The sequence below is a fragment of the Acidipila sp. EB88 genome (genome assembly GCF_003858395.1).
Taxonomy (GTDB): domain Bacteria; phylum Acidobacteriota; class Terriglobia; order Terriglobales; family Acidobacteriaceae; genus EB88.
Map to the genome: position 1 here is coordinate 3,856,467 of NZ_QWEV01000005.1, position 25,148 is coordinate 3,881,614.

A 25,148-nucleotide genomic window follows, 5' to 3' on the forward strand; every position below is an offset into this window, starting at 1 on the left:
AGGAGTTCCATGATGCAATACACCATCCGATCCGCCTCACGGCCGCGTTCCAATTACCGCATTCGACTCTTTGCGGCATCCACCGCCGTGTTCCTCTCGTCGTTCACTGGTCTCCTGGCTCAGGTCACCACCGCGACCATCTCCGGCACGGTGCAGGACACGGCCAACTCAGTCATCCCGAACGCGAAGGTGACGATCAAGAACACGTTGAATGGCCAGACGCGCACCGTGCAGAGCGACGGCGCAGGCTTATTCTCGTTTCCGTCCATCCCGACCGGCGACTACCAGGTCACGATCGAAGTGGCCGGTTTCCAGAACTACACGGCCAACGGCGTCCACGTGGATCCAGGCGATCAGCGGTCGCTGCGCGACATTCACCTAGGTGCCGGCGGAGGACCTGCAGAGAACGTCACGGTCACCGCGGATACCCAGATCAACCTCGACTCGGGCGAGATCAGCTCGTTGATCTCTGCGGAGCAGATCGCGCACCTCTCTGTCGAAGGCAGAGATGTAACAGAGCTGTTCAAGACACTGCCTGGCTTTGCGATTGCCACCACAGGCACGGACAACCGCGCGTATGATCCCTCGCAGGTCAGCGTGAACGGGGCCGCGGGCTCGTACTCCGGCAACGGAACCCCGCTCAATGGAGTGGCCATTCTTACGGATGGTGCGGACGTGACGGACCCCGGCAACTTTGGTGCGGCAATCCAGAACATCAACTACGAGTTCGTGGCCGAGGTAAAGGCACAGACTTCGAGCTTCAGCGCGGACACAGCGCACGGTCCAATCGTCATCAATGCAGTCGGCAAGTCGGGCGGCGACCATTTCCATGGCTCGCTCTATACCTACGCGCGCACCAACCAGCTCAACTCCAATGACTGGATCTCGAACTACACCGCCCAGCCCCAGCCGCCGGACCGCCAAGTGTACCCGGGCTTCACGTTCGGAGGCCCGGTTGCCATTCCCGGCCTTGACTTCAACAAGAGCAAGCACCTGACCTTCTTTGTCGGCGCGGAAGACTATGCCCAGCGGAATGTCTACGCATACGGCAGCGCAGGCTCAGCAGTGCTGACAGCCCTTGTGCCCACCGCCGGCATGCGCACCGGCGACTTCAGCGCTGCCCAGCTTCAGCAGTATCTCGGGCAGAACTACACCCCGGTGGGCAATGGATCGGCCTGCCAGAACGGCACCTACGCGGGCGTTTGCGCCATTCCACAGCAGACCCCGAATGGCGGGGCCATCACCAACGGCCAGATCCCGGCTAACTTCATTGATCCCGGCGCGCAGGCGCTGTACAACACGCTGCCGCTGCCGAACCAGGCCAGCAACGGCACTTACAACTACATCACGACCAACCTCACTGACAACAACCTGTGGGAAGCGCATGCGCGTGTCGATGATCAAATCTCCGATAAGAACCGCCTGTTCCTCGTCTACACCAAGGAAGCAGGCAGCAGCGGCGTTCCGCAGAACGAGTACTACTCGGCTCGCGGTACATTCGGCGGGACTAACCTTCCTGGCGGCGGGCTGCTGAGCACCATCAACTCGGAAACTGGCTCCTTCAACCTGACCACCATCGTCAATGCCAAGCTCACAAACGAGCTATATGGTCAGGGAGCATATCTGCTGCAGAACTTCGTGGCGAAAGATCAGAGTCTCTTCAACTCTGCTTCGATCGGCTATCCGTATCACGGCATTTACGCCAATGGCGATGTGCAGTATCCGACACTCGAGGACTACGGCAATCTGCCCGTTAACCGCACGCCCGATACCTCCTACGGCGGCATCTATGCCAAGAAATGGATCCGCGGCGGCGGCGACAACCTGACAGCTCTGTTTGGAGCACACACGGTACGCATTGGCTTTTTCACCGAGCTGACAAACAACAACGAAGTCAACGCCTTCCAGACCCCGAACGGCACAATCAGCAGCACGGCATTTCCTTTCAATGCGTTTACCGATCCGGTCGCGGGCCTGGTGCACAACACCGGTCCCGCAACCGCCAACGATGCGGCAAGCACGAATGTCGGCAACAACCTTGCCAACTTCCTCGAAGGGCATGTTGCAACCTTCACCCAGCAGAACATCAACGTGCATCCTGATCTGTACTTCTGGAACATCTCCGGCTACGGGCAGGATCACTGGCGCATCTCGCCGCGCCTGACGCTTGACATCGGACTTCGGCTGGAGCACCTCACGCCCTTTACCGACACGCGCAACGATGGTGTGCCAGTTTGGGATCCAACAGCTTATGGGTCGGGCGTGCCCACGGCCGCGGCGCCGCTGCCGGGCTTTCTGTGGCACGGCATTGATCCGAGCATCCCCAAGGGTGGCCTGGGCACGCGTGCCGTCTTCTACGAGCCACGCGTTGGCCTCGCCTGGGATCCGCGTGGAACGGGGTTGACCGTGGTACGCGCCGGCTACGGCATCTACCGCGCGCACGACTCGTTCAACGACGCAACCGAGGGCATAGGGACCTCCGAAGGGCAATATCTGAGCACTGCGAACTATGAGTTGCTGTCCACCATCAGTGCGACGAATCTGCCGATCGCCTCGGGTGGCGGCGGCGCGCAGAACAGCTCACCCTCTGCGTTCCTGCGAGGAGACAGCGAGCAGCCTCAGGTGTACACCTATAACTTTGCCGTGGATCAGAAGCTAGCCCTCAACAGCACGCTTGAGATCTCTTACGTCGGCAACCGTTCTGACCATCTGCTCGACAGCGGAGCTAACAATGGGGTGTATGTCGACGACCAGAACGCGCTGCCGATCGGAGCGCTATTTGGCGGCAATATTCCGACCAACGTCGGCCCGGCTACGATCGCTGCCGGCGCATTAAGCACCGCTCAGCAGAATGCATTTCGCAAGTACCCCTTTTACACGCACATCGAGGCAGCGAGCCATCGACTCTACTCAAACTTCAACGCCCTTGAAGTAAGTTGGGCCAAGCAGCAGGGCAAGCTGAACTACAGCTTGAACTACACCTTCTCCAAGGCGTTGGGTTCGGTCGGCGCTGATGGCGAAACCTCATCCCCCGCGGACCCGATCAACGTGCACAACAACTACCGCGCGCTCGGCTTCGACCGCACCCACATCTTCAATGCCAATTACTCCTACGATTTCGGTCGTCTTGTGAAAAACCGCTACATCGGCGGCGCTACCAACGGCTGGCAAATCTCGGGCATCACGCAAATCCAGGCAGGGCAAAACGCTCAGGACGTCATTAGCCCCAACTTCGGACTGGGGGGTGGACTGGGTGACCCCTCCGTACAGCCTTCGGCCGTAACCAACGTCAGCGCCGCCGCACTGCTTGGAACTCCCGATTACCTCCTGCAGCCCGTCCTGACATGCGATCCGTCGATCAAGACCGCTCCCCATCAAACCATCAACAGCGCGTGCTTTGCACTGCCGGCACGCCCTGGCGTGAATGGGCAGTACGTGTTCCCGTACATCCACGCGCCAGCATTTACGGACACCGATCTCACCGCCACCAAGAACTTCAAGATCGCAGAGTCGCAGAATGTGCAGCTTCGCATCGCGGCGTTTAACTTCATCAACCATGCAAATTCGAGCTTCAATAACTCGGATGTAAATGGAAACGAAACCACGCTGAATCTGAGCAACAACACGCAGACGACGCAGGAAAACTCTGCAACTCTTTCGCCCTCGACAAAAAACTTCGGCTACTCGCCCCTACGGGAGGGTCGTCGTATCCTGGAGCTGAGTCTTAAGTACAACTTTTAATCCGCAAGTATTCTTTACGCAAAGGAGACCTTCTGGGGTCTCCTTTTGCGTGATTAAAGTGGCAGCCGCGGGGAGTTGATCCCTATCTATCGCGGACCCTAGAATGGGCCAAAATCTCTGTCTTTAGGAAAATCACTTTGAAGATGCAAGCTTTGATGCTAGTCGCTGCATGTGCTGCTTCCCTCTCCTGTGCGCCCTTGACGGCGCAAACAGCTGATGGTAGCGAGCCGGCTTTTCGGAATGTCTCGCTCGCGCCGGAAACCCGGATTGATGATTTGCTGAAGCAGATGACGCTCGAGGAAAAGATCGCCTGCCTTGGAACAAATACATCGGTGCCCCGGTTAAAGATTCGCAGCTTCGGTTCATCGGAGGGAATTCACGGAGTCGTGGAACGCGGGGACTACAGGAAGAATCGGCAGATGATCCCGACGACGCAGTTTCCACAGCCGCCGGGGATGGGAGAGACTTGGGATCCGGCGCTGGTGCAAGAGGCTGCCGGGGTAGAAGGGGCCGAGGGGCGATTTATTTCTGACTCCCCCAAGTACAACGAGCCAAAGCTGATGTTGTGGGGGCCGCAGGCGGATTTAGCTCGCGATCCGCGCTGGGGACGGACTGAAGAGGTGTATGGCGAGGACCCATTCTTGAACGGGTCGATGGTGGTGCATTTCGTGATGGGGCTCCAGGGGCCGGACCCAAACCATTGGCAGGCGGCGGCGCTGTTGAAGCATTTTCTGGCGAACTCTAACGAGGACTTGCGGACGAAGTCGAACTCGATATTTGATGAGCGGCTTTTCTGGGAGTACTACTCAGTGCCGTTCCGGATGGGCTTTACTGAGGGTGGCGCGCGCGGAGTGATGGCAAGCTATAACGCGTGGAATGGAACACCGATGGTGGTCAACCCCATTCTGAAGTCGATTGTGGAGGAGAAGTGGGGAGTGGACGTACTGTCCTCCGATGGTGGGGCTGTGAAGCTCTTGTGGACCGATCACAAGAAGTATCCAGATCAGAAGAGTGCGGTGATTGCGTGTCTTCATGCCGGCATTAATCAATTTCTGGACCAGTGGAAGGATGAGACAACGGCAGCGGTAAAGGAAGGCTCGGTGTCCGAGGCCGAACTGGATGCGCTCCTGCGACGAAAGTTTTTGGTGTCGTTGAAGCTGGGGTTGCTGGACCCGGGCGTGGAGTATGTGGCTCCGACGGAGATGAATGCGGACGGAACGCCGCCGGCGGGGGTGCCTGCCTCTGCAAATGCAAAGGCGACCTCGCAAGCGGAGTCGGTAGCCGAGCCCTGGGACAGCGAGAAAGATCGCGATGTATCGCGTCGAATGGCGCTGGAAAGCGTGACCCTGTTGAAGAACGAGGGTGGAACGCTGCCGCTGGAGAGGAAGTCTATCAAGTCAATCGCGGTAATCGGGCCGCTTGCAGACTCGGTACGTTGGGATTGGTATGGAGGGACCCCGCCCTATGCGGTGACGCCGCTCGATGGTATCAAGGCAGCATTGGGTCCATATGTGCGGGTCAACTACGCGGCGAATGAGGACAACCAGGCGGCAATTAATGCGGCGCGGATGTCGGATGTGGCGATTGTGGTAGTGGGTAATGATCCGACATGCGGAGCCGATATGGGGCGCGACTGGCATGCAACGGTGGATGGCGGGGGAACGCTGGCCTGCTCGACACCAAGCGATGGGCGCGAAGGGCGGGATCGCGAGTCGCTGCAGTTGGAGCAAGAGCAGCTGGTGAAGCAGGTGATTGCAGTGAATCCGCGGACGGTGATGGTGCTGGTCTCTTCGTTTTCGTACACAATCAACTGGAGCCAGAAGTACGTTCCGGCGATCTTGCACATGACGCACTCGTCGCAGGATGAGGGGACGGCACTGGCAAAGGTGATCTTTGGAGAGTACAACCCGGCGGGGCACCTGACGACGACTTGGCCTGCAAGTGAAGATCAGCTGCCGCCGATGATGGATTACAACATCCGGGATGGGCGAACTTACATGTACAGCAAGGGAACGCCCCTGTACCCTTTTGGGTTTGGTTTGAGTTACACAACTTTCAGGTACAGGAACTTGCGGGTAAGCGAGTCAACAATGCGTACTGGCGAGACGGACAATGTCACAGTCGATGTGACAAACACGGGAAGCCGTGACGGGGATGAGGTAGTGCAGTTGTATGTGTCGCACCAGGGATCGAAGGTTGCGCGCCCACTGGAGGAACTGAAAGGCTTCCAGCGGGTGCATGTGGCGACTGGGCAGACTGTGCCGGTGACGATACCGCTGAAGGCGGACGACTTACGGTACTGGAATGAGGTGACGCATGGGTGGACGCTGGAGCCCGACCGGGTGGAGCTGCGGGTGGGAGCTTCTTCGGCGGACATTCGAGGGAGAAAGCTGATAGAGGTGCAACCGTAAGGGGCAGGAAGGAGACTGCAGGCTGGCCATCCGGTCTATTCATTCGGTCAGCCCGCCATCGCTCTCAGACGATCAACCCGGTAACCGCGACAGCGCCGCTTAGGAGCATAGTCGGCCGCGCAAGCGACACGTGGAGATGCTAACCGACCTCACTGCTTCCATCCAGTGGACCCTTGCTGCCGCGCTTGGAACGGCTAGCGCCTAGTTGCCACGCGTCTGCGGGATAGTCGCTCTAGTAAGGCTTCTCTGGCTCTTGGACGTAAGGCATACCGAACTCGTTGGAGTGTTGGATAGCATCTTTGCGGCTGATCGGCGCCTTCAGGTCCCTGAGATCGGTCCTACCGGGAGCTAGATGCAGCTGCTGACTCAACCTGCTGAGCGCCATTTGAGGCACACCTTCAATCCAGAAGTTGAGACTGTAGTCACCAGGCGGGATATCGCGAAGATCGACTGCGTTGCTGGCGTCGGCCAGCGCATACAGGGGCGTGGAGAGTGCTAGCACAACCGCGCTCATCTCAGGATGGATGTTGCAGAAGATATAGGAAACGCCTACGCGTGAAAACGTCACGGACTTGCTAGAGCCTGCTTCGTAGAGGCCGAGGTCGAAGCGCTTGCCATCAAAAAGCGAGAAGACGTTATGAAAGAACGGGTCGGCGTTGGGGAACTGAACGACGCTCCCTGCCGGGATGACTTGCAGGTGCGGCAGGAAGGTCCGTTTTTTCTGCAGCAGTGTGTACGGGCCATGCGGCAAAAATGGCCGCGCTGGGGTTCCTTCCAGTGGCATGAGCCACACCGCCGCCGGTACGCTCGACTGAGGACTGCCGTTTGGTGACACGATCCGCAGGTGCAGCTCGGCCGAAGAGGCGGCCAATGTGCGGCTCTGTGCAGCGGCCATTGGCGCTGGCAGGCACAAGGAGGAAACCAGCAACCACGGGATAAGTAGCCTGCCCATCAAAAGCGGTATCCTGCGCCGAGCCCGATGACGTTGCTGGCTGCGGCACCACCATCGATCGGTGAGCTTACCAGGTGACGGAACTCGATGGAAAAGAGTACGTAGGTGCTCGGGCTGTAGATCACGTTGCTAGTGTAGGTTTGATTTCTCGCGAGCGAGTTATAGATCGTTCCGCCCGGCTCCGCGTAGCGTCGCAGTTCGCTGGCAAAAGCGTCGTCAATGCCGAGAGCCACGTTCCATTCGAACCTCTCGCTTACCCGTTCTTTAAGCTGAGCCCAGCCGCCAACATCGCTGAGAGGATAGTAGTATGCGCTGCCTGAGGTCTGGCCCACGGAGTAGGTGAGGTCCTTGTATGCACCACCGCCCAGTCCGCCCAGTGCCTGCCCCCGGTAGAAGCTCCCGCTGAGCGAGAATGCCAAGGGCAGCTGCAAACGCCCATCGAGGGTTCCAGCCCAGGCATTGAACCGGTGGCCGTTAGGGTCAAGATGAGGCGCGAAGTATTCGCCGAACCCGATATGGCTGCCTTGCTCAGGTGTAGTGGACCTAAGGAGTGCGACTCGGGCTTCCAGACCGGGCCAGCGACTTCGCTCCGCCAATGATGGCGCCTGCCCCTGCATCACCGCGGTCGTCGTCACCGCAGGAAGCGGCGCATCGCCGACATCGATGAGTCCTGCCTGCAACCGGAGGTCGCGGGAGCGGGCGAAGGGGACATCCCGTGTGACGCCGAGTTGGGGATTCCACGTCCACAGGTTGCCCGACCAGGCCAGCGCAGGTTCAGCGACCGCAGTGAGAGAGGTTGGCGAGTCAGGGCTGAACAGTGGTTTGTCCAGGGAGAAGAAAGCCTCGGTATGCGCCCACTGGAGGCCGGCATGTGCGGTGCGCAGCCTGAGGAAGGTGGCGTTGCTGCTGTAGTAGCCCGCATAGTTGGGTGTAGCGGCGCTGCTGGGTTGCGACTCGCCGCTGAAGTCGACGCGGAGTTCGGCCGAGCTGCGCGCGCCGAAAACATGGGGCCCCTGCGCATTGATGCCCAGCACGGTTTGCCGGACGGAGGCACCGGTGCTGCCCGCGCCCGGCAACGCAAGCGTGGGGGTCGGAGCTACATCGACGTTCCGTGTATTTACGAAGCCATTCAGCAAAAGCATGCCCGTGATGCGCACCGGATACTTCGACTCACTCTCCACCTTGCTTTGCTCATGCGCCGCAATCTGCGCCTGCTGCATCTCCTGGCGTTCGCGCAGGTCATCCACCGCTTTTGCGAGTGCGGCCGCCTCGGGGCTCTGCGCCTCCTGCGGATCCGCACCTGATGCTGCATCTGTGCCAGCACTATACCTGCCCGCAGGCGCCGTGCCGGCGGAACCGTGCAGCGCCATCTGCTGACGAAGCCCGGACAGCTGTTGCTGAATCTGTTGCAGCTGTTGTTGTGATTGCTCGAGCTGGGCTTGCGCGTGCTCCATGGCCCGGGTCAACAACTGCACCTGCACCGCCAGGTTGCTGCTGTCAACCTGGTTTGCGGCCTGCGCATGCATCACCTGCGCTGGCATACCCACCGCAAGCGGCGATAGCAAAGGCAACCAGAAAGAGAGCGACAGCGAACGCAGCCATACCCACTTGTTACGCAAGGCGGACTCCCTTCGACTAGTTCTGAAACTTCTCATAGCCGGTGACCTGATCGCTGCGAGGCAGCGCTGGGTGAAGCAGGGTCGTCGTCATGTTGAAGAACACGCGCTACCTTAAGTTGAAAGATCGTTTCGCCCGGGACGCTCCGCAACAGAGTGACGCCTCCACCGTGCTCCACCGCGATGCGGTGCGCCAGGGTGAGGCCGAGGCCAGTTCCCTTTTGCTTGCCTTCGCTTACGAAAGGGTCGAACAGGCTCTCACGGATCCCCTCCGGCACCCCGATTCCGTTGTCTTTGACATACACAGAGAGGTACTGAGGCTGCACCTCAAGGGTGACTTCTACCATAGCGCTGTTGCCCACGATCCGGGCTGCCTGGCACGCATTCAGCAGCAGGTTCAGAAGAGCCCGCTCGATCTGCTTCGCGTCGACAAAAGCCGCAGTGTTGGTTGGTTCCCCGAGATGCGCGATGAGCTTGACCCCCTGCGAATCGGGGTGCGCACGCAGCAGCGTCGTTGCACTCTCAAGTAAGGTCGTCACTAGCTCGGGCGAACTCCGCAAGCTCTTGCCGGTACGACTGAAGGTCAACAGGGATTCGATCATGTCCGTGGTTCCAAGCACCGCGGTGCGGATGTCGGCAAAGATCTCTTCCCTTTCTTCGAGCGAGAGGCGGTCGGAGGCTAGGAACTCTGCATTAGCGTAAACCGCCGCGAGATAATGGCGCAGATCGTGCGACACCGAGCTTGCCATGCGCCCGATGGTTGCGAGCCGTTCGGACTCAAGCCGCGCCCGGTTGGCCTGCTCGATCTCTGCGCACATAGCGGCAAAGGCTTCGCTGAGCTGTCGCACCTCACGGGTGCCGTGCCGGGGAATGCGAAAATCCGTGTCGCCCAGGCCAAAGGCGCGAACGCCGGTGGATAACTCTTCCAGCGGACGTGTGAGAAGCCGAGAAAGAATGATCATCAGCACTGTGCCTGAAAAGAGAGCCAGCAGCCCGGTGCTCAGGATGGTGCGATCAACGCGTACGATCCAGCGCTCAGCAGGCTCTAACGATTTGAGGACGACCAGTTGCAGGGGTAATGTGGCCTGTGGGGAAAGATCTTCGACAGCGGAGAGGAATCGGGCCCGGGCGAGGCGGACCATGTGCGGGTTCGTACTGGCGCCCGGAGTAACTGGTGCGGCTATGAGGGCCGCCTCGTCAGCCGCGTTCAACGTACTCGCAACAACCCGTCCACCGCTGAGAAACGTGGCCTCGACACTGGTCGGCTGGCTGATCTGCCGCACAGCACGGTCGATGGACAGTCCGCTGATGACGTAGCCCAGCAAGGTCCCTGCTTCGTCGCTGCCGAAGTACAGAGCCTTGGCAGAACAGGCGTAGAGCGACGTGCCGTGGATGAGGTAGTGCTTCCCGGGCGAGGAGATGAGCGACCGGATCGCGGCACGCATGGATTCGTCCGCGGCAGCGTTCCTGGCGTAAGCGACGATCGTGCGGCCGCCCGGGTCGGCGAGCGCGAACAGGTCATCGCCACTTAGCTGCCAGAAATCGGTGGCACCGTCCTGGATCGTCAGGTCGTCGCCGCTCGTCATGAGCGCTTTCAGGGTCGGCAGCTCGGCAAGTAGTGCATTCTCCCGCTCAAGGGCCGAGAGGCGCTCGGCCTGCAGGTTGTGAAAGGCCACTACCGAGTGGCTTAGGTCATGCGAGAGATCATCAGTGACTTGGGCGCGCAGACGTTGACGGATGAGGAACAGGCACATGGCCGTGACAGTGACGGTGACGATGGCCATGGCAAGGACGAGCAGCACCTGCGTGCGGATTCCCGGGCGAGCGTGTGGAGTGCTTCCAAGGGTGCGCAACTCCGCGGAGGTAGACCGCGCAAGCAGGCGCTCAGGGAACAAACTTGTATCCTGCGCCATAGATCGTAAGGAGGTGCTTGGGCGTGGCGGGATCGGTTTCGAGCTTTTGCCGGAGCTTCAGGATCTGGTTGTCCACGGTGCGTGTTGTCGGATAGGCGTTATAGCCCCAGACTTCATTCAGAAGCACTTCCCGCGTGAGCACGCGGTGCAGGTTCTCCGTAAAGAACTTCAGCAGCTTGAACTCGTGGGCGGTGAGCACCACAGGCGTGCCACTGCGCCAGGCTGTCATGCTCTTGAAGTCGACCTCGCAGCTGCCAAAGCGGAAGGTGCTTGCGACGGGCGGCTTTCTCTGTCGCCGGATCGCTGCCTGCACGCGCGCCATCAACTCGCGCGGGCTGTAGGGTTTGGTCACGTAGTCATCGGCGCCAAGCTCGAGCAGCAGAACCTTGTCCACGACCTCGCTGATGGCGCTCAGGATGATAACGGGTGTTTGGCTCGAGATGCTCTTGAGTGTCTGGCAAAGCTCCCGCCCGGAGATTCCAGGCAGGATGAGGTCCAGCACGACTGCAATCGGCCGCTCGCTGCGAAACAGCTCGAGACCTGTGTGACCATCGCCGGCGACAACCACGGCGTAGCGTTCGTCCACAAAGATCTTTCGAAGAACTTTCTGCATGCGCGGATCGTCTTCAATCACCAGAATCGTGCCGAGGTTCTCTGGTTGTGCGGGTGCAGGGTCCAGTACGTACTCACTCGTTTCAATATCCATGGTCATGGGTAACCCTTTCCCATTCTGTTTGATCCGTCTGTCGACGCGCCAGTGAAAACTCGACAAATACACGCCGCATGACGATTGCAGTGTGGGCGGCACAGGTCAGATCGTCGGCAAAGCGTGTGCTGCCGGGGTTGTGGCCCGTCGAAGTGCTGGCGACGCTGACTCGCTGCCAGCTCTTTGAGCCTGCACAAGCAGGCCGGTCATCGTAACGGTCCATACCGGCAGCAGCAGGTCAAATGCGTCTGCCACCGCAAGGCCCCGGACTACCACAAACACCACCATGCACGCCCAAATGACTCTGGATGCTGGCGAACCCATCCGCCGTATGTTGCGGAAGAGCGCGCCGTACACGCCACAAAGCACGAGCAGCCCTACCGCACCGTACGAATAGAGCTGCTCCAGCAGCTCATTCTCGGCGTGCCTTGCCTCAAATGTGCCAAATGCCGGAACCACGTTCCACATGGAGTCGAAGCCATGCCCGATCCAAGGGCTTTCCAGCACACCGGCGGCGGCAAACGTCCAGATCGCGGTGCGTCCAGTGAGGGTTTCGGCCTGATTGCCATTGGTGGTATAGAAGTCGTAGTACGCCTTGAAGAGTCCCCAGAAGATGAGTGCCGCCGCGATTGCCCCGATGGTCAGCCACTTCTTTGTGCGGCGACTCATAGCATTATCGCTGAGGACGAGGTAAATCTCCGCTACCAGGAAGGCCGTGATGGTGGACTTGCTGAGGCTGCGAAGGATCGTCAGCACGAGAAACAAAGTGGCAACTCCCCACCTTGCCTGCCGGGTGCGCATGAGGTATTGCGCGAAGACGACGGCAAAGACGCACACGTTGCAGATGGAGTTGGAGTTGAAGTAGTCTTCGTCGCCAAGCCGAAGATCGTACTGGGTCGGCATCAACCAGCCGCATAAAGCGATCAGGCAGCCACCACAGATGTAGCCTTCCATCAGGGACGCCGCGGTGTCCTCGACGTTGCCAGAGCGCAGAAGCAGCAACACGGTTGTAACATCGGCGGCGGTACCGCACCAGTACAGGAGTGAGGTAGCGAGACTGCCGGTCTCGCTCCACAGCAGGCTACTCGCCGAGAAGGCGAGGAACACGAGCACCCATCGCACGCTCGACGGCCGCAGTATCGAACGCCAGCCATGGTCACTGCCACCGAGCGTAGTGAGCGCAACAAGGAAGAGGAGCAGGAAGCCGAGGCCCAGTTTGGCCCCGGCAGCAGCCTGCGGTGAGAGCCCGAACACACGAACGCAGAGGAGTGTGGTGGCGAGACGCAGGGCGAAAAAGAAGCCCGCAATGGCAGCCATGTCCCGTGCTCCAGACAGGCCTGCCAGCGTGCTTACTGCTTCGCGCTTGTGCTCGCTGTTATGCATGCCCCTCATACCATTGGCCATTTCGGGCGAATGCCCTCGTCAATGCGTGTACATATCAGGAACACCCTGGCTGCCCAACTTGGGGAGATGGCGCAGGAAGATCACGATGGACCAGAGTTCGTCGTCGCTGAGCGTACCCTTGGAGCTCGGCATACCCGAGGGTCGAATGCCGTAGTCGAGGATGTACTTGAGCTGCCCATCGGTGTAACTCTGCACCTCTGCCGAGGCCAGTGACGGAACCGGCGGGGAAAGATGAGTGGCAAAGGGAACGCCGGTGTTCTGCCCGTCTGCACCGTGGCATGCGACGCAGTAGTGCGAGAATGCCTCTTTGCCATCCTGCCAGCTGTCATGCGTGTACTGCTGTGGGTTGCGCTGGCTTGCATTGCGAATAAAGATATGGTGTTTGGCGAAGGTGGCAGTCCTTGTCTCAAGGCCACTCGGAGCATCGGCCTTGCAGCCAGACAGGGCTGCCACGAGGCACAGAGCGGACAAAGCTCCCCTCGCGAACTGCATTATCAATCCACCACGTGCAGAGTCATTGTCATCTCGCCATGACCTGAACCGCAGAACACAGAACAGTGTCCTACAAAGTCGCCTGTTTTGTCCGGCGTAAGCGGCAGTTCGGCAGTGCCACCCTTGCCGACCTTGACATTGAGGTTGAGCTCGCGGAAGCGGAGGCCATGCGCGACATCCGCACTCTTAATGACGAGCACCACAGGCTCGCCCTTTTTGAGCGTGACCGTTCCCGGATCGAAGGCAAATTTCTTTGCCGTGATCTCGATGCGTTTGGGAGCTGCCTGCGCCTTGACCTTGTGAGTCGAGAACAGTCCTGCAGTGAAGACCCCGGCAAGCAGAACCAGCAACACAAATCTAGCTTTCATGAATATTCCTTAAACCTGTATGTGTAGTTAAACGAGTGACCTGCTCAGGCCTTCTAGGGTGCTCCTGTGCGTCCCGGAAACAACTTACCCGGCTGCTTTAGAGTAGGTGGCAGGCGGCCTTGCAGATGTCATGGGTTGGTTAGCCAATTGTCAGGAGATTGTCTCAGCGTCGCTGTGATGCGCTTGCTTAGTGCGATCCCGCACCGCAGCGCTACAAGACGTGCTCGGTAGGTTGGGACTTCAGCAGCTGGCGCGTGATCTTCCACAGAAAGGCTGGGTTGTTGGTGAGGTAGCGGCGCCACAAGCGCCGGGGATCCTGCGCTAAGCGGTGACACCACTGCAGGCCCGCGCGCTTGACCCACTCGGGACAGTCGCGTACACGACCCGTGTGGTAATCGAAAGCGGCGCCGACACCGACCAGAAGAGGCACACCCAACCGATCCACATACTCAGCCATGAAGCGCTCTTGCTTGGGGGTACTGAGGCCCACCCACAGGATATGTGGCCTGCAACTGCGCAGTTGCGCAAGCAAAGCTTCTTCTTCGTACAGGTTCAGTGCGCGAAACGGTGGGGTATAGGTCCCGACGACCTGCAAGCCGGGAAACCGCGCCATGAGGCTTGCCTTCAGTTCCTCAGCCACGCCCGGCTGCCCACCGTAAAAGAAGTGGCGATAGTTTTTCTCGACTGACATCTGGCACATTTCCGCCATGAATCCCGGACCATAGACGCGGTCCATCTCGGAGAAGCCCTGCAATCGTCCTACCCAGGTCATCGGCATGCCGTCGGGCGTGTTGACGATCGCGTGGTTCAAGATAGCCCGCAACTTCTGATCTTTCTGCGCTTCCATTACGCCGTGCACCCCGGTCACGCAGATGTACCCGGGACGCCCACGTTCAATCCATCGCTGGGACAGTTCCAGTGCACGGCGCATGTCAATGGCGGAGACATGGATGCCGAGCACATCGGCATGCGCATGCTTGCACAACTCCTGCGACGGATCGAGGCATTTTTGCTGGCTGGAGGGCAGCGTACTGTCGCGCTCATGCGTGATGGTCTCAACCTTGTAATCGAGAGAAAGTGTGTTCTGCATGGAATGCCTCCTGCGTCGTTGAGAGATGATGAAAGATTGTTGGAGCAGGGCAGCAATCCATGGGCTGCGCTGCGTGGTGTGTACTGGTTCTATACCGTAGCGCTCGGCATGAAGCGGCTCTGCGATGGGCCGTCGTGTACGTCTCTTCTCTGCCCGGTTCGGGTCTTGTCTGCTTTCACATCAGGGCCCCTCGCTCGCAGCTACGCCGATAGGACTTGCTCTCTTTGCGGCTGTGCAAGCCCTGAAGCGTGAAGGTGCAGCCAAAAGCGTCTTGTAGAGCGCGAGGTACTGCCCGGCCAGGACGCCCGCAGAGAACTGAGGTAGTGGCAGGGGCGCTGGCAAAGGTTGTTGCAACAGACGCGGGATGGCGTCGCTAAAGCGCGCCTCGGCCCCGGCCCCTAACGGGACATACAGGCAGTGAGCGCCGGGATCAATCTCGCGAAAGGTTGCAATGTCAGAACAAGCAATGCGGCAACCAGCCAGGAGCGCTTCAGCGACTGGCAGTCCAAACCCTTCTGTTTCCGAGGGAGCAAGCAGCGCTTCGCAGTTGCGATAGCACCACTGCAACTCGGCATCACTGATTCCCTCGACAAATACGACGCGGTCTTCGAGATGCAGGGTCGTCACAAGCCTTTGAATCGTCTGCGTCTCTGGGCCGCGGATCCCGACGACGAGCAGCTTCATGCCTTGATCGACACTGCGCCGGGCGAGAAGGCAGTGCAGCACTCGCAGCAGCAATGGGATGTTCTTGTTTTTGCGATGCTGGGCGACCGTGAGCAGGAAGGGTTTGCCGCTCAATCCAAAGACGGGTGACGAGGTTGCGCAGGTATTCTCCGGCTCCACGCAGTTGTAAATGCGGATCGCTTTTGCCCAGACCGATGCTGGCGTGTACTGCGGCAGGCGGCTGGCGGTCGTGTTCGAGACGCAAGCGATCGCGTCCACACTGCGCAAACACTGTTGCAGGATCAGTTGATTGAACAGCACCTTGGGAAAGCCGAAGTTGCCGGGTATTTCATACGGGTAAACGTCGTGGAGCGTTACCACGAGCGGACAAGCAAAGGCTGCAGACTGCACGGGCACCGGGAAGGCCAGGTGCATCACATCGGGCTGCAGCCGGCCTACAAGGTCAGGCAGGCGTTGGTAGTGCCAGAGATTGCGATCCACAAGGCTCTGCTTGACATCAGCGGTGTGGAGCTCGACGCGCGGCATCGTGGCCAGGTTGCTGTCCTCAACAGCAGCCCTCTGCCATGGACCGATCACGAAGTGCACCAACTCCACGTCAGGCAGCGAGATCAGGCAACGCGCGACATTGGCGGCATGTCTTTGCACGCCCGACATTTGGGATGAGAACTGTACCGCGGAGATGGCGACCTTCACCGGGACACTCCTTCCTGCAGGAGTACAGCCGAAGAAGCCAAGGTGCGCCTTGTTCTTGCGCGTGCGTTCAGCGTCCAGAGCAACGGAACGTATACCAGCAGCGACAAAGCCCCGTAGCATGTGCGGGCAACGGCGAGCCCACGCAGGCCATGCGTGCGCAGCATAAAAAGCATCAGCAGCAACAAAAGCGCCCGGCTGCCAAGGCTGATGCACGCCACGGTGCGGAATAGACCGAGCGCCTGCATAGCATACGTGCCCGTCACACTGAGCCCTGAAAGAGCAGCGCCGATCACGATCAGCGGAAGGATGGAGATGGCATTCTTTGCAACGGCAGGGCCAATCCAGGATTGCAGAAAGCGGCTGCCAAGCCAAAACAGCAAACCTGCGCCTGTAGAGACCATCAGCAGATTGCCGAAAAACGCCTTGAGCACGAGCCGCTGCAGTGAGACGCCGGACAGAGTGCCTGAGCGCTCCGACAGGTAAGGAAAGAAGAAGCTGAACCCGGATGCGGTGAGGCCAAACAGCGGTTCCGCAATCTGGATGGCCACGGAGTACGGCGCCACGGCGCGCACACCCAGGGCGACGCCAAGAACAATGCGATCGAGCTGCCGAAACACAACGCTGCCCACAGCCTGGAGCCAGACAAACACCCCGGAAGCCAGCAGCTTCTGCCACTCGCCTGAAGCGAAACGAGGCAAGAGAATGACGGCGGGTAAAAACCTGCGAAGCAGCCAGAACTGCGTGCAGGTCCCGAGCGCAAAAATTACGGCTGTGGCGCCTAGGACACTCCCGGTTCGCTGCCCGAGTTGAGCAAGTCCCGCGGCAGAGCCAAGTGTCAGGATACGCACGGCAGTGCTGACCTGTACGGTGCCGCGATACTCCTGCAACGCCTGCTGCGTGCTGACGCTGACGGTTTCTATGCCGCGCATGAGCATTACCAGGCTCGCGATGCGCAGACACACGACACATTCCTCCATATCGGTGAGCGGCGATTTCGCAAGATGCTCGCTGAGGGTAGGGGCGGCGAGCCAGAGCGCCAGCGAAAGCGCACAGGCCAGTGTCAGGTTGACCGCGAACAGGGTGCGAACGGCGTCCCCGATCTGCATGATCTGGTTTGCGCTGCGAAGCGTTGCGATCCGCTGGATGGCTGCATCGGAAAAGCCGGAGGCTATGATGCCGCCTGCGCTGATGATGGAGGTGCTGACCATCCAGAGCCCGTACTCCGCTGCGCCCAAGTGGCGCAGGACGAGCGGCGCAACCGCCAGCATGCCAAGCGGGTACGACGCGTAGTCAAGCACGCCATAGAACGCATTGGTGGCGTTCCTGTTCATACTTCCACCCTTCTGCGCAAAGAGTCGGGCACAAGCCGCCCGTGCATCACGGGCATGATCGTGGCTACAAGCGCCTTCCGCGGATCAGTTGCACTCAGGTTGGACCAGCCTTCGCGCAGCAGGATGAACCCAGCAGTGACGGCGCAGCAGAACGCGGTCATCAACAGCGTCAGCAGCAAGCGCGGAGGGTAGGCCTTTCTTTCCGGCACCCCAGGCGGATCGATCACGCTGACGGCAGGAACGTCCTTGGCCTCCTCGATGCGCGCCATCTCGTACTGCTGCGTGAGGAGCTCGAAGACGGTCTCCTGCACTTTCACCCGGCGATAGAGATCTGCGTACGGCACGGCTAAACGAGGCAATTGGCGAAGTGGTGGGTAGAGTTCGCCCTTGTCGCCCGCTCCGGAGTAGATTCCCCCTAGGGCCGAAACAGAGTCTGCCGGCGCCAGCGGCGCAGAGGAGCCTGTCATCTGTGTCAAATCTTTCTGGAGAGCAGCGATCCGCGCTTCGGTTTCCCTCACGCGCACATTGCCCTCGCCGTAGATCTGCCGCAGGGACTGCAGACCAGACTGCTCAAGCAGCAACTCGCCCTGCACGCGCGCGCCAGCATCGACCATGGCGCGTGTCTGCTCCTTGATATCGATGGTGCTGTTCCTGCTCGAGAACGCGCTCAGTTCCAGCTGCGCTTTCTCAAGGTCACTCTCGACAGAGTGCAAGCGATGCTCGATGAAGATCCGCTCCTGGCGCGCGGTAGAGGTGCTGGTCCGGGTGACAAGCTGGTTCAACTCGTCGAGGTAGGCCTGCGCCAGGTCGCGAGCGCGCACAGGGTCTGTGTCTTCCACCTCGATCGTGATGACGCCACTCTTCTTGTCATCGACCACCTTGGTCTGGCGCGCCAGGTGCTTGGCAGTCGTGATGCGGTAGCGAGAGTGGTACACGTGCTGCAGGTTGAATCTGTCGATTAAGTGCCCGCTTACGGTTCCGCTGTGCAGCAGGTTTACGAACAAGGCCGTGGTCGCATGTCCGCCGATCAGCCCACTGGCAAGGCTGCCAAGCGAGCCCAACCCACCCCCGCGACCAGCCAGGGCAGCCAGCATCATTGCGCCGGAACTCTGCTGATCGGGAGGCATAATGCTGGTGGTTGCTTTGTATTGCTTCGGAATAAGGAAGGCGATCGTTAGGCTGGCGACGAGCGAGATAACGGCCACTCGCTGCAGCAGCCTTCGGTGCTGCCAGAGGAGCATGGCTCGCACTGCCCAGTGTGCTGGTATCGGGGCGTTGTCCTCTTTGAGCAAAACTACGGAAGCTTCTGTCTTCATTTCCCATGTCCAGACGGCCTGTATGACAGCTGCAGGGTGACTTCGTTGTTGTGCTGTGTTTGCGCCTGAAGCTGCGGAAAGTGCCACTGCTCCACCTGATCTTCAACGTGCAGCTGCCACTCAGCGCCGAGGGCTAATTCCGCAGTCGCGCGCAGGTCGCGCAACGATCCACCATGGAGGAAATCGCTGCTAGCGTTCATGCTGCGGCCGCTGAGTTCAACGGAGGAACGCGGCGTGATCTGCCAGGTGGTCCAGATCTGCTCACCTTGTGCTTCCCTGCCGATCCAGCTGCCGAGTAGTTGGCGGTTGTTGGTGTAGCCGCTGAGGTAATGGACGTTGAAGTAGTAATAGCCGGGGAACAGGCTCCTCTGCGGGGACAACAGTCCCTCGGCGCGCACGGTGACGTGTGGTAAACCGGGAACGCAGCGATACATGAACCCGGAGAGCCACGCGCTACGCGATGGGTAGAGCAGAGGAAAAGGCTCGTCATCCGTGAAGCCGTCGAAGTATCCGGTCAGGCAATGCCGCAGTCTTGGAATCCGATACTGCGCGTCGAAGGCAGACCGCCGGTCGCCGGGGTCCTTCTGCTCGCTCGCATTGCCGGTAGAGAACATGCTGCGCAAAAACGTCGACGTGGTGAGCGGAGCACCCTTGCCCGCGAAGAGAACTGTTCGCGAGACGCCGAATTGAAAGTTCGGTGTCGGCTCAAAGGTGATCTTCTCGCCGTGGATCCACGGTTGATTGCCAAGTGCACTACCCGGTGTTCCGAAAGTTGTTTCCGCGGTGTGCACGTACTGAGCGCCCGCGAGACGACCGACGAGAAACTGTCCGCGAATGGGGCCGAGCAGGCGAGGAAATCCGGGCAACTCGATCGGTCGCAGGCGATCATAACGCAGCATGTTGACCGGCTCGGCGTTGTTGGTGAAGAGCGTGGCGCCGCTGCCTGCTGGCCCCCACCATAACGTCTGCTGCCCGAATGTGAACTGGTTGTTCTTGAAGGCGAAGGAGACGTTCGCATCGAGCAGCCTGCTCCGAAAGAAGCCCGATACCGGTCCCGCAGCACCAGCCGGCGTGAAGTCGGCAACAGCAATCTGCTGCAGCGTCTGCGCGTTGGGAGCAGAAGCAAGGGAAACACGCTGCGCCTCGGTCCGCAGGTAAGCGGCAAATGGACCCGCCGTCGCCCGCATCACGATGCCGGAATACAGGTTGGTCCCCTGTCCGAAAGGCCGCCCATCGTTATTCACCAGCGTTTCCGCGAAGTGGTAGCCGTCTGTAAGCGGCTTGCCCGCGATCGAAGTTGAGCGCTGATACATCGATTCGACCTTAAGCTCCGCGTTTCGATCGCCAGTCCTTCGCGCAAGCTCAAGGACAAACTCCTGCCGCAGGCTGTGTAGCGTCCCGGTCGTGTCGTCGCTGATGTGTTGATCTTCCGCCAGAGCCTCTGCTTCCTCGACGAGGCGAGCACAGTCGAGGCGTGTCCAGGGACGAAGATCAAAGAAGGCGCTTTGCATAAGCCCCTTCGCCGCAAGGAGTTCGAACGCGGGATAGACCCAGCTATCGATAGGAACGTAGGAGGAAGCCATGTTGGCCGGGTCCCGTCCAAGCTCATCCTGCAGTCCTGAGAGTGCCTCGGAGTGTGAAGTTGCAAGTGCCAATAGGATCACCATGAAAAACGTGTGCAGGTGCTGACGCCTCATCGCGCTTACAGGGCCGCTGCGGCAATACCGGCTGTTATGCCGATCGAAGAAGCAATCTGTGCTGTTGCCAGAAGATTTCGCCACAGGAGCGAAGCGCCGAGGATCTTCTGCGGCACCACCACGACGTCGCCTGGATCCAGTCTGGTGGATAGCACATTGCCATCGAACCACCCGCCCGAATGACGCCCGACCACTGAACCATTCGCGCGAACGATGAAGATCTCGCCCCGGTTGGCTGTGCCGTTGGTGCCGCCTGCGTGGCTTAGGTACCAAGCCGCCGTTTTGCCAGGCGTGAAGGTAAGTGCTGTCGCGTTGTAGACCTGGCCGCTTACGAGCACAAATCCGGGCCGTTTCGGAATCGTAAGCACATCGCCTCTTCGCAATTCGATGTCTGCATCCGTGTTGGCCCAACTTCGAATGTCAGCGCTGATATGGATCACCATACGTCCAGTCGCTGGGTGGCTCTTCAGCTGTGCGACTGCCTGCTCCTGCTGCGCCTTGATGAGCGAAAGCGTACCCCCTGTGTCGCCTGCACCGAGAGCCGGTCCCAGGCGCGCTGCGGCAGAATTCGTCTCGATGGACTTGATCAGCTCTTCGCGGCTGCTCTCTTCAAGCTCGCGCACCTGCTCGCGGATCAGCACCGCGCCTTCCGGGTAAGCGGTGTCGCGAATGCCGCCCGCACGCAGCAGCATTGAGCTCAGCCGTTCACCTTCTTTGAAGCCGTAGCTGCCCGGGAAGCGAACCTGACCTTCCACGGTTACAGCTTGACCAATCTCGTTCCATCCCGTGATCTGGTGGATAGTGAGGATGTCACCCGGCTTGAGCGGTACGTCGGCTGCAGGTTCTGTCCCGGCCACGGCCGCCCCGATGTGAAGGGTAGTCAATGCGCCGGCAATGCGGTTGCCGCCTTGCACTCCATAGCTTGTGAGGTCGGCTGTGTCGAGCAGCGCATCACGCTTGAAGCCTCCGGCCATGCGGACCAGCTCCGCCGCCGTCATTGCCTGGGAAAGCGGGTAGGTGCCGGGTCGCAGAACTTCGCCGTGAATCGTGACCTTGGGTGCGTCGACCTCGTAGCGGCCGAAGATGCGCACCGTGTCGAAGGGCTGCAGCGCCTGGTTCTCGTTGCCAATTAACACTTCAGGAACACTGAAGGCAATCGTCACGGCATGCAGGTCCGGCGGCACAAGGCGCACAATTTCACCATGAGTCGCAGGCTCCGGCAACATGTCGCGATAACTATGCAAAACGTCACTGAGGCGCATGCTGTCGTTGTAAGGCAGGCGACCAGGGCGCACGACGTGACCCTGCAGATAGATGGCGCGCGCGCTGTATGGAAGGATCTGCGCAATGTGCACGCGATCGCCGTCCTGCACAGGAAACTTCTCCGCTGCGGCACGGTCTGCATCCGTATCAGTCCCGCTCGCACCATTCAGTGTCACTGTCTCGCGCTGGCGGTTCGCGTCAATGCGCTCAATGGTGACGTGGCTGAGCGAGGCAGCGGCAGTAAGCCCACCCGCGTCTTCAATGGCGGACGAAAGTGTGCTTTCTCCAGGTCGCAGCTCGTAAATGGCAGGCCGCTTGACAGCCCCCGACATCGCAACCTGCGGGCCCGCAGGCGGGATCTGTAGCGTGTCGCCGCTCTCGAAACGCGCATCACCCTTGCGCACGCCGTGCAGCAAATAGTCGTAGAGATCCACATCCTCCAGCAGCGTCTGGCCACGGTAGTGGCGCACTGTGCGCAGCGACCCTACGGAGGTTGGGCCGCCTGCCGCATACAGTGCGCTCAGCGGCGTCGCCAGTGAACTGATGTCATAGCCTCCTGGCCGCTGGACGTCACCCACCACATACACACGAATAGAACGCAGCCGGGAGACTGTCACGGAGACCTGGACGTTGTGGTACTGCGCCTTGAGAGCGCCTTCAATCAGGCTTTGCGCCCGATCCAGCGAGAGCCCAGCAACCTGCTCCGAGCCGGCTTCTGGAAGAAGCACGCGGCCCTCGCGATCAACGACGCGCGTCAGACTCTGCGTCATACCGCCCCATAGGTTGATGGTCAGTGCGTCGCCTGCGCCAACGACGTAGTCCGGCCCAAGCGGCACATCGAGCGGCGCATCGCCGCTCGATGTGCCTCGACCCATTGGCGAGAGAGAGCGCGCCACGAACACCTCAGAACCGAACCGCTTCAGAGGCGTCGATTGCTCTGGAATCTGCGTGTACAGGTCGTGCATGGAGCGAAGATCGTACGGCGTTGGCTGATGAAGCGTCCTGGGCGCATCGGTCGACGCGGTTGTTTCCTCGCGGCCACGTAGCACGTCCCTTTGCGAGCGGATCGTCATCTGGGTCGAGTCTGCCGGCAGGGCCTCGGCATCTGCCACGAGGTTGGAAGCACCGGACGCCGCCGCGTCGTTCGCCCCCTGTGCCCTTATCATCTGCGTTTCGGAAGAAGAGCGCGCTGTCGCCGTAGAAGGATCCGAGGCGTCACTTGCTACTCCGGCACTCTGCAGGCTGCCCGCAGGGATCGCACCTTTCGCCTTCAGAAAGGTGGTGATCTGCGCACGCACGCTGACATTCGACGAGATCTGGTTGTAGAGCTGATCATCGCTGATGTTGCTTGCTTCGATCTGCGCACCCTGCTGCTGCAGATGATCGGCGACTTGCCCTTTGACTTCCATGAGCAGGTCTGGGTTCTGCTGCAGGATGGTGATGATCCTGTCTGCCGGCAGCGCTGCACCCGGTGCATCCAGGTTGCTGGAGGCACCAGCCGTGGCACGGTCATCCACCGTGTCCGAGCTGCCTCCGAATGCAACCGACGAGGCGCTCGCATCTTCGCCTGTAGATGAGGACGAGGGTGACGGCGTCTGCGCTGAGTCAGAACTCGTGAGCACCTGCGCACCCGCGGGGCATGTTGAGAGGCAGATCGCACCGAGGGAAAACGTCAGGGAGAAGATACAAGCGCGTGGAGAGCAATGGCGCAAAAGGATGAATCGCTTCGCGAGCATATAAATACACCGGTCCGATCGGCCGAGATGACGAGCACCCGGCGCCTCCTTTTGACCCTAGGTAGGACTGCGGTGCGCGGTGTCATGCGTCGGTCTGCAAATTGTCATTCCATTGTTTTGGTCGCCGGGCTAAGTGCAGCATCATCTGCGGTCACTGCGCGGCGCGACTGTCACTCATGGATGCGGACGCCTTCTGCGGCGCAGGAGCGCGCAAGGGCAGCAGCACACCCGACGATCTAACGGTGACAATAGAGTTACAGCAGGCCGACGATCCGGAGACACGTCATCCAACACGTTTCGCTACCTTGCATACATGGCGCGAACGCTTCCGCACTTCAGACCCTCTCCGCAGATGGCGCGACTCGCAAAGGCTGCTGCTCTGGCCCTCGCTGTAATCAGCCTGGCTAAGCCTGCGCACGCGCAAGACACGCCTCTCATTTCTGGAGGTGCCGGCTTTTTCTCCAACACCCCCGGCGGCCAGACGAGCTATCTACCCGAGATTCAACCCGTGCTGGCCGCACCAATCGGCAAGAAGTTCCTCATCGAGTCCAGGGCATTGTTGAGTGAGGACTTCTTCCCGAACCCCAGCGTGCATGGTTACGACCATGCAGAGTTCATAGCTCTGCAGTACCTGCAGCTTGACTACCTCGCGTCCAGGCACCTGACCGTGGTGGCAGGCAGCTTCCTTACGCCGTTCAATGTGTTCAATGAACGGCTCTCGCAGATATGGGTGAATCCTTTTCAGGATGGTCCACTGATCGAGAGCATCGCTGACTTTTCGAGCGGTACCAGCCTTGGTGCGCAACTGCGTGGCTCGGCTCTCTCGCGTCGCAAGTATTCGCTCGACTATGCTGCTTACTTTTCTGCGCGTAGTAGCAACCAGCAGTTTAATGCCGGGCGGGCTGCCGGCGGGCGGTTGAGTTTGTATCTGCCGGAGAAGCGGCTCGAGGTTGGCGCTTCCTACACACGCCAGCTCCAAGGCGTGCATGAGAACTTTTACGGCGCCCACGCGTGGTGGGAGCCAAAGGACACAGCTTTCCGCCTGCGCTCAGAGTATGCGCGCGGCCATCATGCGCAAGGGTACTGGGTCGGGGTTGACTATCGCTCGCAGGCATTTGGCGGTCTGGATAGCTGGGTAGGTCGCATCGAACCCATCTTCCGATTTCAGCAGACGTTCCGTCGAGACAACGCTGCCAGCGACACGCTACCGGCTACCAACACGCAGCGAGCTGATTTCGGACTGAACTACAATCTGCCACATAACACCAGAATCCTCACGAGCTACTCGCGAGTCTTCTCGGCCGCTGGGAACAGCAACCTATGGGAGACAGGGATCGTCTACCGTTTCCTGTTCCCCACCTGGAAAGGAAAGTAACGATGAAACCGAATTATCTCTCGGGTGGTGTATTCCTGGTCGGTTTGCTTCTCGTAGCAACCGCTGCAGCGATGCAGGCGCAGGCGCGTCCATCCCCGCCAGCGCCCAGCCAGACGGCGCCGCCTCCAAACACGCCGGCGAAAGCATCAGCCTCGCATGATGCTGACAACGGCGACCTCATCTTCGCGCAGAACTGCTCCCGGTGTCACAGGGCACCTGAAAGCGTGTCGCCACGTATCGCTGGAACCGTGCTGCGCCACATGCGCGTTCGCGCACAACTCAGCCAGACAGATGCAGAAGCAGTGCTGCGCTTTTTGAATCCATAAGCGGAAACGTCAAAGCGTAAGGCTGCTTGTGTCA

At 60.0% G+C, this 25,148-nt stretch carries 16 protein-coding genes; 3 read left to right on the forward strand and 13 right to left on the reverse strand.

Annotation, left to right across the window (positions count from 1 at the left end; genetic code table 11):
- Positions 1-9: 9 nt before the first annotated feature.
- Together D1Y84_RS16200 and D1Y84_RS16205 are read left to right on the forward strand one after the other, a co-directional pair.
- Positions 10-3,741 (forward strand): carboxypeptidase-like regulatory domain-containing protein, encoded by a 3,732-nt coding sequence (locus tag D1Y84_RS16200; RefSeq protein WP_158615523.1) that lies wholly within the window; start codon positions 10-12, stop codon positions 3,739-3,741.
- 143 nt (positions 3,742-3,884) lie between these two features.
- Positions 3,885-6,152: a glycoside hydrolase family 3 C-terminal domain-containing protein gene (locus tag D1Y84_RS16205; protein WP_124850214.1), complete on the forward strand. Its 2,268-nt coding sequence runs from the start codon at positions 3,885-3,887 to the stop codon at positions 6,150-6,152.
- Positions 6,153-6,384: 232 nt separating this feature from the next.
- Here D1Y84_RS16205 and D1Y84_RS16210 read toward each other — a convergent pair whose 3' ends face one another.
- The 13 genes from D1Y84_RS16210 to D1Y84_RS16270 all read right to left on the reverse strand — a co-directional run bounded on the left by D1Y84_RS16210 (position 6,385) and on the right by D1Y84_RS16270 (position 23,299).
- On the reverse strand, positions 6,385-7,047 hold the full coding sequence (locus tag D1Y84_RS16210) for a hypothetical protein (RefSeq protein WP_233581484.1): 663 nt from the start codon (positions 7,045-7,047) through the stop codon (positions 6,385-6,387).
- Between the two features lie 56 nt (positions 7,048-7,103).
- Positions 7,104-8,723, reverse strand: a complete 1,620-nt coding sequence (locus D1Y84_RS18005; protein ID WP_233581485.1) for a hypothetical protein — start codon at positions 8,721-8,723, stop codon at positions 7,104-7,106.
- Between the two features lie 32 nt (positions 8,724-8,755).
- Entirely contained in the window at positions 8,756-10,615 is a 1,860-nt protein-coding gene (locus D1Y84_RS16220; protein ID WP_158615524.1) for a HAMP domain-containing sensor histidine kinase, read from the reverse strand.
- A complete protein-coding gene (locus D1Y84_RS16225) occupies positions 10,605-11,345 on the reverse strand; it encodes a response regulator transcription factor (RefSeq protein ID WP_370245785.1) in 741 nt (246 codons plus the stop codon). The genes D1Y84_RS16220 and D1Y84_RS16225 overlap by 11 nt, the downstream gene beginning before the upstream one ends.
- Positions 11,346-11,444: 99 nt before the next feature.
- The gene (locus D1Y84_RS16230) at positions 11,445-12,656 is read right to left on the reverse strand and encodes an O-antigen ligase (protein ID WP_158615525.1); all 1,212 of its coding nucleotides are present in this window, start codon (positions 12,654-12,656) and stop codon (positions 11,445-11,447) included.
- 105 nt (positions 12,657-12,761) lie between these two features.
- On the reverse strand, positions 12,762-13,235 hold the full coding sequence (locus tag D1Y84_RS16235; protein ID WP_124849615.1) for a cytochrome c: 474 nt from the start codon (positions 13,233-13,235) through the stop codon (positions 12,762-12,764).
- Between the two features lie 2 nt (positions 13,236-13,237).
- A complete protein-coding gene (locus tag D1Y84_RS16240) occupies positions 13,238-13,603 on the reverse strand; it encodes a cupredoxin domain-containing protein (RefSeq protein ID WP_124849616.1) in 366 nt (121 codons plus the stop codon).
- Between the two features lie 211 nt (positions 13,604-13,814).
- Positions 13,815-14,693 (reverse strand): WecB/TagA/CpsF family glycosyltransferase, encoded by an 879-nt coding sequence (locus D1Y84_RS16245; protein ID WP_124849617.1) that lies wholly within the window; start codon positions 14,691-14,693, stop codon positions 13,815-13,817.
- 180 nt (positions 14,694-14,873) lie between these two features.
- Positions 14,874-16,070, reverse strand: a complete 1,197-nt coding sequence (locus D1Y84_RS16250; RefSeq protein ID WP_124849618.1) for a glycosyltransferase family 1 protein — start codon at positions 16,068-16,070, stop codon at positions 14,874-14,876.
- Positions 16,067-17,401, reverse strand: a complete 1,335-nt coding sequence (locus D1Y84_RS16255) for a lipopolysaccharide biosynthesis protein (RefSeq protein ID WP_124849619.1) — start codon at positions 17,399-17,401, stop codon at positions 16,067-16,069. Before D1Y84_RS16255 ends, D1Y84_RS16250 begins: the two co-directional genes overlap by 4 nt.
- Positions 17,398-18,717, reverse strand: coding sequence for a GumC family protein (locus D1Y84_RS16260; RefSeq protein WP_124849620.1), 1,320 nt, complete (start codon positions 18,715-18,717; stop codon positions 17,398-17,400). Before D1Y84_RS16260 ends, D1Y84_RS16255 begins: the two co-directional genes overlap by 4 nt.
- Positions 18,714-20,381: a capsule assembly Wzi family protein gene (locus D1Y84_RS16265; protein WP_370245815.1), complete on the reverse strand. Its 1,668-nt coding sequence runs from the start codon at positions 20,379-20,381 to the stop codon at positions 18,714-18,716. The genes D1Y84_RS16260 and D1Y84_RS16265 overlap by 4 nt, the downstream gene beginning before the upstream one ends.
- A 38-nt stretch (positions 20,382-20,419) precedes the next feature.
- Positions 20,420-23,299: an SLBB domain-containing protein gene (locus D1Y84_RS16270; RefSeq protein WP_233581487.1), complete on the reverse strand. Its 2,880-nt coding sequence runs from the start codon at positions 23,297-23,299 to the stop codon at positions 20,420-20,422.
- A 466-nt stretch (positions 23,300-23,765) separates the two neighbouring features.
- Between D1Y84_RS16270 and D1Y84_RS16275 the strand changes: the two genes are divergently transcribed.
- Positions 23,766-24,788 carry a hypothetical protein gene (locus D1Y84_RS16275; RefSeq protein WP_124849623.1) on the forward strand — a complete coding sequence of 341 codons (1,023 nt, stop codon included), beginning with the start codon at positions 23,766-23,768 and terminating at the stop codon, positions 24,786-24,788.
- Positions 24,789-25,148: the final 360 nt, after the last annotated feature.